At 57.0% G+C, this 12,618-nt stretch carries 1 protein-coding gene (running past one end of the window); it reads right to left on the bottom strand.

The annotated features are described in order from the left end of the window. Positions 1 to 57 precede the first annotated feature (57 nt). Positions 58 to 12,618 carry the end of a calcium-binding protein gene (locus IEN85_RS22150; protein WP_191619298.1) on the bottom strand. Its footprint extends 37,011 nt past the window's final position, so only the last 12,561 of its 49,572 coding nucleotides appear in the window; its start codon lies off the right edge, out of view; its stop codon occupies positions 58 to 60.

Genomic DNA, 12,618 nt, shown 5'->3' on the forward strand with positions numbered 1-12,618 from the left:
GATTGTGGGCAACGTTGGTTAAAGGCATAAAAGGCGGAAGCGGCGGATCAATTCGAATCAGATTTCCTCTTCTTCAGTCCCCGTGTTCAGGTTCAGGTTGATGGCAACCCGCTCGACTTGAACGCCGTTGAGACTAAAGATATCTCCGAGCGTCGAACCGGGGAAAAAGGGATCGTTGAGCGGCTTGTAGAGGAAGGCAGCCGTGAGCAGCCCTGCCGCGAGCTGCAAGCGACCGCCGGAGAGAATAGAGTAGCTTCCCGCGCCCGCTGTTTCAATACGGTCGAGACCTTGACCTCCGATGGCCAAGTTAAATCCTGAGCCAAGCCGCAGATCGTCAGCCCCGCCGGTGAGCGGATTGCTGGTTTCCAGAAGAGTGACAGAGAATGTGTCGCTCAGGATATCGTAGCCGAATTCGAGGCGGCCTAGGTCGCCAAGCGCCACATCGTTACCGGAACCGGTAGTCACGGTGTCGGAGCCCACTCCCGCGATGATCCAATTGCTACCGTTGCCAGCGTCAATCACGTCATTACCACGAATTCCGATACCGTTTGTGATGGACTGCATGGAAGCTGGACGGTTGGAGGCGTAATCGATGCGACCACGATCGCCAAAGATCATATCCCAGCCGTCCCCTGTAGTGATCTGGTCATTACCGGCGCCGCCAAAGACGATGTTGTTGCCGCCGCCGGCGTCGATGGTGTCGTCTCCTTCGCTTTCGAAGGTGTAGGTTTCTAGGCTGGTCATGAAGACCAAGCCTTCGTTCGGCAGCCCCTTCTGGTAGGAGACGCGACTGTCGATAGTACGCAGTACTCCCCCTTCCAGCACCGTTACGGTGCCCACGCCGCCGAAGACAACGTCGTTACCCGAGAAGACTCCATTCACGCCATCGGCGAAGATCGTATCATTTCCTTCATTACCGAAGACGAGGTCGTCGCCGAGCCCTGCATCGATGGTATCGTCGAAGTGAGTTCCCTTGATGAGGTCGCTGCCCACACCGGTCGTGATGTTGAGACCGAAGTTGGTCAGCACCGCATCTACGTAGTCACGGTCGCTGAGCGTCACTTGGGCGATCGGCACGGCCTGGCTGAGACGCGTGATGATCTTGTAGGTGACATCGGTATTTGCGTAGAGATTGAAGCGAGCGTTGAAAACGATATCCGTTTCGTCAGCGCCTTGGGTGAGGAAGTAGTGGAAACCTTCCTGCAATAGATTATCGCCGGAGTAGAGCTCGACGCTTTCGTTGTCGGCCAACTCGGTACCAAGTCCATAGCGCAAGGTTCCCGGAGCCACGTCGAGACGGCCGTTGCGTTCCTTGAGCACCACGGCGGTGACGATGGAGTTGATGTTCAATGGGCCTACGCTGCTGTCGAGGATGAGATCGATGGCGTTTTGCGTGGTGTTGATGCGAATCTTTTCGACTGGGATCAGGACGCCGTCGAGGTAGACGGAGACTTCGTCCAGCGGGCTGACCAAAGTGGCGAGGTCGATGCCGCGGCGGAAGATCATGCGGTGCGTGTACTCGCCCTGCGTATTGACAACCAAACGACCGTCGTCCTGGCTGTTCAAATCGACGCGTACCACGTCGTCGCCAAGACCGGTTTCGAGGTCGGTGATCGGCGTCCAACCTTCGACGTCGGTGTAAGCGCTGCCGCCAAGGTAGACGGTATCGTTTCCGGAGCCGGTGCGAACGTTGAAGCTGCGAGTGAAGCCACCCTGGTCGGTATCCGCCTTGATCGAGATCGGAACTCCGGCCAAACCGAAGATAAAGAGATCCGCCGTAGTATCCACCCCAGTCAGGTCGAAGGTGTTACGGGATGGGATCGCATCGAGAATCTGTACGTTCGGATCGCCAACCAACGAACCCGCGTCGCTGATGGTGACGAGCTGGCGGCCGCTGCCGCCGTCGATATTCAAGACGCCGAGCAAGCCGTCGAGCGAACCGACGTAGCGTACGGAACGATCGCGATTGTCGAAGCTGTAGTCGTATTGAGTAGACACATACACTTCGTCGTTGCCACCGCCGAGGTAAACGTTGGTCCGCGCGGTGGTGCCGCGAACGTTGAGCAGGTCCGCTCCGGAGCCGAGGTGGATATCGAGTTCGCCTACGTTGTAGTAGCTGATGCTCGGTCCTCGCACAACGAGGGAAGCGGTACCGACCAAGTTGGTCAGGTCTACGTCAACTGGGTTCAAGCGGAAGTCGCTGTGCTCGCCCTGGAAGTAGATATGGAATACGTCGCCGAGCTTCACCACGCGGAAGTTGTCGGTATGGGGCAAGGCATTGTCGGAATTGTTCGGATTGAGGATCGGATTGATCGCGTTGTAGAGATCGAGAGCGGTCGCATCGTAAGCGATGTCCACCGTTTCCTGGCCAAGCAGGCGCAGCTTGAAGGTGCCGCTGGTGGCGTCGATAGCCAAGACCTGATGGTTGTCGCCCACGCGAAGGGTCGGCGCCGCCGTTTCGATCGTTGCCGATCCGTTGACCAACTTGCTGTCGTCGATAGCGGTCTGTGGAATCTCAAGGCCGATGTATTCAGCGCGGAAGTACAGGTGCAGGGCGCCGTCTTCGCGAACAACGCGGAAATTAGTGGTGAGCGGCAAGATCGGCTCGCCCGCATCCGGATTGAGAATTTCGTTCAGAGAGCGGAAGAGGGCAAGCGCGTCGGCGTTGTAGGCGATCTCGGAAGTCGTTTGACCGAAGAGATCGATGGTGAAGGTACCGCCGCTGGCGTTGAGGTTGAGGATCTGGTGCGTCTCGGTAACTTCCCCTTCTCCACCGTTACGTGTGGTGGAAATGGATACGCTCGGCTCACGGGCTCCTACTCCAGTCAAACTATGGTTCGCTGGATCCGCCCAGACCAGTTCGGAAACGTCTGTACCGGCGAGGTCGCCGCCAAAGACGATCTGGTAGCTGCGCGAGTAGTCGTTTGGCGCCGCGATCTCGGCAACGTTAACGTTGCCGGACCCATAAATGTATTCGAGGGCGGCTTGCAGCTCGCTGGCTCCGAATGAGTCGTGCACATAGATGACCGAGCCCATTCCGCGAGAGCTGCCGGAGCTGTTGATGGCGTACCAAGGGATATCCAAGTCTCCACGACGCAAGCGGTAGAATCCTCGCTCAGCCGAGATGGTGAGGACTTGAATTTCGTTGATGCCGTTGAAGCCGAAGCCTTCGAAGGTCGAACCGGTGAGCGATCCGCTCTCGGTGGTGTTGTCGCTGCGGTCGTCGATGAAGAGCGTATTCTCGCCCTCGCCACCGTCGAAAGCGACGTGACCGTGGATGTTTTCGAGGCGGCCGCTTTCGTCGGACGGAACGTAGTCCCCGGCTGGATCTTCGTGATCCGCGCTGCCGACCCGCAGGGAGTCGTTGCCCGCGCCGCCGACGATCTCGACGTCGCCCTGCGAGGAGCGGAGGGTGAACGTATCGTCGCCATTGTTGCCGGAGATAAGGGTGGTGCCCTTGTGCGTAGAATCGATGAGCAGACGGTCGTCGCCGGTGCCAAGCAAGAGATTGAAGACTTCCAGTTCCTTGTAAGCGATGCCGCCTTCGAGGGTACGACCGGCAATGGTCACATCGCCACCGAGCCCGAGGCCGGAGAGTCGGTCGGACGTGAGTATGCCCACATCATTCGACGGACTGTCGTTGTTGTAGACGTTGATGGTATCGACTTGCTCGAGTTCATCGACCGAGAAGTTCGGATTGAATGGCGCATAGTAATAGGAGTCGCCCGCTTGCGGAGCGATTGGCTTCCCGTTCGCCAGATTGATCGGCCAATTGACCTTGAAGGTTACCTGCGTACCGGTCAGCGAGGGGCGGAAGTCGTTACTCATTCCACTCAACAGACCACGGAGCACGTCGCTCACGGCATCGCCATCGGCGACTTCGTAGCTGAACGCGTGGGTGCCCGCGGCATCAACAATATTGAACTCCCAATCCGTTCCTTCAGAGCCGGGATCCGTCATGAAGATAGCCGCCATGGTGAAGATTTGGCCAGCGCTTGTTGCCACGCCCGCGTCGATCAATCCGCTCTGGCTGACATCGACCGAACCGCCATTCGCGCGGGTCAGCCCAACGCTAAACTCGGAGACGCTATCGGAGGTGAGGATCAAGCTCAACTCGCCCAGCAAGCCGATTCGAACTTCAGCTTGGTAGGTGCCCGCTTCGTTGATCTGGTCCCTCAAGTCGTAGACGAAGCGGCCAAGGGTATCGACCTCATTCTCTACGTATTCCGTTTGGTAGACTTCGGAACCAACGCGCAGGCTCCACTCCTCCGTGTTGGAAACGCGGCCGCTGAAGGTGAGTCGCGATTTCTTCCATTCCAGGGTGTCGTTGAAATTGGCGGTGGTGACGAAGAGAGCCGCACCAGTTGGCACTGCAGCATCTTGCAGCAAGCTTACGCTGAACGGAAGCGTGCTACCATCGCCCGAGTCGCTGTCCTGCGCTCCCACCGACAAGATGTCTTCCGAAACGGAGAGCACCTCCAGTTCGAAGTCCTTCGCCACTCCGTCCAAGAACTGGATCGTGTACGGGAAGTCGTTCATGCGCGGATCGAATCCTGGGCGAAGCCCCGTGTTCGGATTGATGTGGGTTGCGTCCTGGTCGGTGATGGTTCCGAGTTCGGAATTGTCATCGTCGAGAACCGTACCCGACGAATCGAGACCACCGTCGGCAACCGGCTCGTTCGTTTCGCCAGGAAGCAACACTGGGTTGGTCAAGAAGCGCTCATCCGTCTCGCCTCGTCCACCATTGATCGTAATGGGGCCGCGAATACCGTTTATACGCTCCTCGATCGCCGGGAATACGAGGGCATCCCCACCATCGATGAAGTCGTCGTTCAGCGCCCCAACGATCACCACCTGCTCCTCGTTCCAGTTGTCCTTGTCGAAGACGACCTGATTGTCGACCGAACCGACAAGCACCCGCACCTCGCCCGATCCCACCGTGCTGGCCGAGGACTCTTCAATGGTCGCGGTAATCGCTGCGCTTGAGGTGATATCTAGAATGCGCCCGTAACGGGTCACCAGGTAATCGCTCGAGCTGAGCTCCTGCTTGAAGAGCAACTCGAAGGCTTCTGCGATGTTGGTCAGTCGTGGGTTGCGATTCGAGGTCGTTACATACTCGAATCCATCGGAAAGGTTGCCGGTCCATTCGTCGATCGTGAGATCCGAAGCATCAGCCGCGTTGAGGATGCGGTAGGTCATTTGGATACCGTCGATTTCGAATTCCCAAACCTGATCGACTTCAGTTTCCCCGGTCAATTCGACCTCGATGTGATTGCCAGAGGTCGCTGAGGTGTTCGTGTCGAGGTGGATGTAGAAGTGCTTTTGATTCTCGATGACGAGCGCCCCGTCTACGATTTCAACCTCGATACCGTTGTAATCCCCTGCTCCGCCAAGCGCGAGCAACGCTGTTCTGAGGTCGGTCAAACTAGAACCAGAAACGGTTACGCTGGCAGAACGGGCGGTCAAACCAGTGGCCTCGATGTAGTCGACAGCAGTCAAGGTAAGCTGCCACACTTCGCCGAAGCTGGAGCCGACCGCCGACTCGAGAACTGCACGCTTGGTCGCGACTTGAACCTGCTCTTCGTATTGCTCGCCGAAGTACACCGCGCTGTTGAAGGCTTCATCGGAGTTGTAAGTGCGTGTACGGTCTGGGTTGATCGAAACGGTTACCCGCTCGCTGCCCGCCGGAGGAGCGGTCAATACCAACTCGTAAGTATCGTCGATGATCTTGGAGGCGTACTCATCGGGGACTCCCACGTACAGCTGGAACAAGTCGGACTCGCTTAGCTGCTTGATCAAGGCGTCAGAGTCGTCCTCTGAGACAAGGTCCTTCAGGAGGAAGATCTTTTGCTCGCTGTCATAATCAGCGATCGTTGCCCGCAGCCCTTCGCCAGCGCCCGTGATCACACGGATGGTGGTTGGATCGCTTTCGTTCGCGAGATCGATCGCATTCGGGTTCGTCTCGTGATTCTGCGAGGATACTATCAGGTTGTAGTTGATGCCCCTTGCGAGCCCGGTGTTCGTGACCGGACCATCCAAGAAGGGAGAGATCAATCCGAACTGCGAGATATCCGCGTAGTCGCGGTAAGTGCTCAAGCGGATGTAATAGGTTCCCGCCCCCAGCTTACCGTTATCCGTATCGCCGAAATCGTAGGCGATTGTCGGATCGAAGTCATAGCTAACCTCGAGAACATTGTAGCTGGAATCCAGTAGTTCGATCTGGATACGGTCCGTGTAGAAAACACGATCCTCAAAAGGCTCAGCCTTGTAACCGGTCAGTATGCCGAAGACGCTGTCGTAGACTGGAACCACTCGGTAGTTCGTGAAGCTCTCGTAACCGGTGGTGGTCGTCGCATTGTCGATATCGAAGACATGGCGAGAAACGCCACCTCCGCGCTCCGCATCCAAGGCAAACGGATCCTTGTACGGATCTTCGCCGGGCCCCGTTCCGATATCGCGATCGCTGATGGTAATCACGTTTGCGGCAACTTCGATGATGTAATCGAAGTCGTCCAAATTCCGATTGGTCACGAGTCCCTCGACCGAATAGATCTTTTCTTTCAGTCCCCGGGCGATACTAGCGAGATTTTCTTCGTTGTTGGGCGTTGGCACGGGCAGTACGAAGTCATAGTCCTTGCCGTCCAAGGAAAGCGTCCAGACCTGACCTTCCACGACAACACCGCTCAAGGTGATCGTCGCGCTCGTGTAATAGGTGCGCTCGGTGTCCGGAGTCGAGGAGGACGCTCGAGCTCCATTTTCACCAACCCACTGACGCACTTGCTTCGTACTTGAAAAATCGATACGATCCCCATCAACGTGGCTGATCGCCAGCCCTGTCGCCGCTCCATTTACGGCGACTGTCAAATCGCTTCCACTGTAGGCATCCGCCAGACTCTTGAGCAAACCAGAGACAGCTGTACCGAGCGTAGTCGCCGAATCAGTCGCTTTGTAGGAGAACGAACCGAAACTGCTCTCGATGCTCCAAGTATCACCCTCGTAGACAAGCAATCCCGGCGTCGCGGGCGAGAGAAGGATTTCGTACGACCAAATCGGCTGAATCTCACCGGTGACGAGAGCGCCGACACGATGGCTAGCTGGGAACTGTACCGCGATTGCCGCGCTGCTGCTACCACCCGCTACCTGCACCAGATAGATTCCCTTGGTCGCGCCGGTCACTTCGTAAGCAATGTAGTTGGTAAGAGCATCCACCCTCGAGATGAAGAGGTCTTCGAGCCCCTCCAGGTCTTCCGTCCCAACGGTAAGGACTGGCGTATCCGATCCGTCGACACTGAGCGTCCAGCGGTCACCGGTGTTCGGATTTCCGGTCAAGGTTAGCTGATTCACGGTCGCGGAGACGGCGGCGGCGATCGCGGTACGGCTTTCTTCGATACGTACTGTGAAGGCAGTGTTGCTGGAACGCTCTATCCGGAGATCGTTTCCAACCATCGTCGCGCTGAAGCCAGTGGCATCCAAGTCCGCGATAAACTTGGCCAAGACACTTGCCGCCGACTCGCTCGCAGTGGTGTTCACCACGACCGTATCCAGAAGCGTTTCATCCACATCCGAGTCATGGAGATACAAGGTCCAAGTTCCAGCAACCGCTACCGCGGAGCTGGACACTGTCTGCACGTACACGGATCCAGCGGAAGCAGTCAAGGAGCCTGCTGTTTCGGTCGGGCCATTTACGTGGACTTGGAACGCGGTATCCGGATCATGGGTAATGGTCAGCAGACCCGAAGCATCCGCGGTTACGGTGAAGCCGGTGGTAGTGATTCCAGCTTCGAGCCCATCCCCGATTTCCTCGATGGTGTTCGAGGAGGCTGTGAACTGAGCAAGTCCTCCGCTGAGAGCCACTCCCGAATCATTCGTCAGAACCAAGGACCAAAGTCCGTCGAGATCCGTCGGAGTGGGAAGCTGGAAGGTCGTAGTCTGGACCACGTCCGTGCCCTCGTAGTCATCTGCGCCCGACGCATCGAAGAGGTTCCCCTTGTCGAAACGCATGATAAAATCTCCAGTGCCGGCGACGCGAGTTACCCTGACAAACTCGTCACCGTCGGTGTATTCGAGCGTGTAGTCAGTATTGGTCCATGCATCGACTAGCAGTTTGACTACGTCCGCTAAGGTACGCGAGTTATCGCTAGCCAGGTGCCCAGTATCAACGGACCCCACATTGGCGCCATCCACGCGTACCGCCATTTGCCAAGTACCGGGGTTAGACAAGCTGTCTCCCCTTGTTTCAAACAGGAAGGTCTCCGATCTGGAAACGGGAGTTGCCGTGAGTTGGCTTTCATCCGGCTTGGTCAGATTGACTTCGAAATCGACACCCGAATCTCTCGTGACTGTGATGACACCGCTGGCAGCCGTCACAGTGAATCCGGAGAGCGGATTGTCGGTAAAGTAGGTTTCAATTCCAGCCGCGACCTCAACGAGCGTATCGTCGCTCTGCACGAGGTAGCTAGCGGTTCCGCCGCTTATCGCTCCACCACCTGTTTCCGTAATTGCGAAGTACCATGTTTCGCCCTCGAGCGGTCGACCCGCAGGCGTGAAGGTGTAGATCTTGGCATTCGTGGCGGTTGTCGGAACCTTCACGACGACCCCTACCGTGAAGCTATCGGTATCACCAAGGAGGTTCAGCACGGAATTCTTGGACTTCGCAAGGTAGTCGGCAACCGATCCCGTTGCAGCGGTGCCTGCGTTGATGAGGGCTGCTAGGCCGCTTGCAACATCGGTGGTGTCCTCGGCGTCGGATGCGTGCGTGGTGTATTCAACAGTAGCGACGACCGATCCACCTTCGGATATCGTGAGCACCCACGTTTGAGATGTCGCAACGGTCCCGGCCAAGGTTATGCTGCGGCTCTCCCTGCTCGAGGTCGCATCCGAGCCAGCTCCGCTCGGAGTCACGGTCAGGCCTGTAATCTTGAAGGAGTTTCCGTTGTCGCGGGAAATGGTCAGCAAGGAGTCGCTGTTGGCAGCGTCGTAAGTCGCGCCGTCGATTCTGAACTCGAAGGCGGCGGCCAACTTATCCACATCGTCCACTACGACTCCGTCAACCGTCTCGCCAATGGTGACAGTGAACGTGTTCGACCCATCCAGAACGAGTTCCCAAACCTCGCCCGTACGGATGTCGCCCACCAACTGGATTTGGATCTCTTCGTAGGGAGAAACCGTCACGTCAGCGATTACGGGAACCCCCTCAACGGTGACATAAGTTCCAGCCGCTGCAGCTCCCCTGGAGTTGAATACGAAAGTGAAGCCAACGTTTACGTTCGGATCCTCGCCTTCATTGGAGTCTCCCGTCGAAACAGAGCCGATCGTGAAGCTCGAGCTGCCCGCAGAGACAAGCGCTGCGGTGTAGGTGCCCTCGGTATTGATCGCGCTGACAAACAGGGCCGCGATGTCCGCCTTGGACTCGCTTCCGGAAAGGGCTGGGAGCTCAATCAGCTTATCGACAAGCGTGATGCTGATGATCTGCCCTTCTTGGGCATCCCCGTTGATCGTCACGATAGCCGTAGCGAGCGTCGCCAAATTGCCGGCGGACTTTTCAACGCGCAGCGTTGAAGTAACCGTCGCGGCGGAGGCTCGCTCTACCCGCAGGCCGTAATTATCGCTGGTTTCCCCATACAAGTTGAAGCCAGCTGTCGAGCGTATGGTGATCGTCGATCCCGAAACGGTGGATAGGTTATCCGCTTCCGCATAACGGGAAACCCCATCGAGCTGGGCAAATAGCTTGGCAGCGACCGCCTCCTGGGTTTCCGCGAGCGTGCTCTTGATGTCTCCTGCAACTACCGTGTATTCGTAGTCTCGATACCGGAGGCTGAGTGTCCACTTGTCTCCCACGCTAACAGGACCCGAAAGTTCAAAAGAGGCTTCAGTGAAGTAAGTCACGGAAACGGGCTCGGAAGTACCGGTCACCGGATCGGACGCTTCCGGAGTGAGCATGGTTTGATCAACCGTAAAGGAGTAGATGTCGTAAGATCCGTCACCCGCTCCAAGGATACGAGCGTACGGCGTATTGGAATCGATCAAAGCGCCGTCGCCCACTTCCGCGTCAAAGAACGTGTAGTAGAAGGTAGGATCGCTGATATCCTGAGCGCCGCTGCCGAGTCCGTTGTTTCCGAATTCGTTCTCCTGGATGGGATCCGGGCTGAACACGAATCCATCTACCCGATGATTCTCGATGGAAACTTGCAGGGAGTAAGTGACGCCGACAGGCAGGCCGGAGCGTCCGATCCAGTCAGTAACCTCAATGTAGTACGTTCCTGAGTCGGTAAATTCATAGCTCAAGAAGTCATCGAGCCAAGTTTCACTGCCACCGCCTCCGGTGCTCGGATTCGAGTAGCCCAGGCCGCGGCGCAGGACGTCACCACTTTCGTTGTAGAGAATCAAGCGACTCGCCCAGAAGACTTCGTCACCATATTCGAAGCCTTTATCGATGTCGAAGTAGGCCGTGATGCTTTCAGTCAACGGTGTTGCAGGATTGTCGTCGTCGTCAGCGATAACGAAAGAGTAGAAGTCGTTTTCGCCATCTCCGGATCCAAGAACCGTCAAGTGCGGCAAGGTATTGGACAGGAGGATATCGGCATCTGTATTCGTATTCCAACGACCGAGATCGATATCCTGAGCATCCAAGCGACTGTTGTGCGGCTCGTTGGTTTCCTGGACTTCAGCTAGGCCGAAGTCCGCCGTGAAGGAATAGCTCCACGCATGTCCACTTGATGAAATGTGCAGGATATAAGTCTGTCCCACGCTCGGAGCTGGGCTCGGGTAGACCACTTGCACCGTGTACTCGCCAACTCCCAGCGGACCACTCGATGCGCTCAACTTATAGAGGGTCGAGTCGCTGGCATCCGGAGTCAGCACGTTGCCCAAGCTATCGGTCAGAATGACCGTTGGACTCAGAGCCCCCGCGGAATCGAACTTCAAACGGATCGATCCGCCTGCTTCGTTCATTTCGAATCGATAGAAGTCCGAAGTGCCGCTATCAAAGTTTCCGAGCACGCTGATGTGCGGAATCGTGGCCGCATCGTCGATCAGATTCGTATTCATCATCGTCCAGTAGTTGGACAAATCCAAATCTTGAGCGAAGTCACGGGAGCCGTGGTCGAAGATACTTTCACGCAAGAAGGGAACTCCAATCGCTGCCCCCGTTCCGAGCAGGATCTCTTCAGTCGGTTCAGCGACCGTGGTGCCACCATCGGTCTCTGTTACCAGAACGCTCGGCTGATCGTCGTCCGCTATTTCGACATCCAAGGTATCCAGAGTGACCGTTAAACCACTTCCCTCGACCGTATACTTGAACTCGAAGGACTGGGCCGTCCCGCTACCCGGAGTCGTAGCGGAGAGCTTCAGCAACCACTGGTCTCCGCCAGACACGTCTCCTGAAGCAGTCACGCGATAGGTCTCGTAGCGAGCGATCTGAGCAGCATCCGTGTCTACCACAGCATCGCTGCCCGTACGGGTCACTGATGCCTCAAAGGCTGTTGCGGAGGAGAGTCGAAGCAGGTCATCGAAGTTTTCAACCTCGATGCTTCCGGGTATGAGGGCTTCCAGTCGAGCGAGGAATTCCTTGGTGGTTTCAACCGGAGCTCCGCCACTTCCCGCCTGCACCGTCAAATCGTAGTCGATGCCTCCCAGCGTAAAGGTCCAGAGGTCTCCCAATACGAGTTCATCGACCAAGCTCAGATTCATCACCTTCGCGGCGGTGCCCAAATTCAAGGCTTCGATTGCCAACGTACCATCGCCGAGGCTCTCGAGAGTGAAGGCAGGACCGGTCAACTCGAAGCTCGTGTCGCCATAGGCAAAGGCATCGTCGACGGACCAGCCATTCGCGATTCCGTTGATCTGTCCTACCAAGTTGAATACGACATCCTTTAGCTCGAGGGCGAAGTAGTCGCTCAAGGAGCTGGTGACGGTGTGGGTCAAACGAGCGTAGTGAATCGACTCCTTATCTGCATCGTCCACAGCCTTGACTCTGACGTACTGCGCCACATTCGCATCCGTAAAGGTCAACTCCGGAGCAGAGCTGGAAGCCGTCCAGGTCGCGCCGTCGTCATCCGATTCCAGCATCTGCCCATCGAGCACCCGGAACCAGGTGGCGCCATCGTCGGCGGAGACCATCAGCTGCCCGGTAGGCTCGCCAATCTCCACAACCACGTCATCCAAAGGATCGCGGGTCAGAACGACCGCGTAGAGATCGTAATCTATCAAGCCCTCATGCTCGGCGACACGGGTAAACCAATCCGCACGCTCGCTGAGATCAACAGGGGCGATAACTACATCCGCAGCGTCATCATCGTAAACTTGAACCGTTACGTTCGGAGCGGCCAAACCGTCATAAGCTTCTCCATCGCCGCTTTTAGCTCCTTCGATAACGGTGTGCTGAATATTGTAGTTGCGACGACCTTCCGCCACGTCATCTGCCGGAGCGATAACGGTGACGCGCTGTGGTATATACCAGTTGTCTCGCGTGAAATAGAGAACAGTACCGTTGTCGCTGAAGGCAGCCAGGTCGGTAACCTCCGCGTTCGGAATAACATTTCCAATACCACCCAACTTGCCCGAGGCGAGCTGGATCGACTTCGCGCCCGCGGCCCGTTCGCGCTCGCTGAGGCTGGAGGG

Origin of the sequence: Pelagicoccus enzymogenes, from assembly GCF_014803405.1 — a bacterium.
Taxonomy (GTDB): domain Bacteria; phylum Verrucomicrobiota; class Verrucomicrobiia; order Opitutales; family Opitutaceae; genus Pelagicoccus; species Pelagicoccus enzymogenes.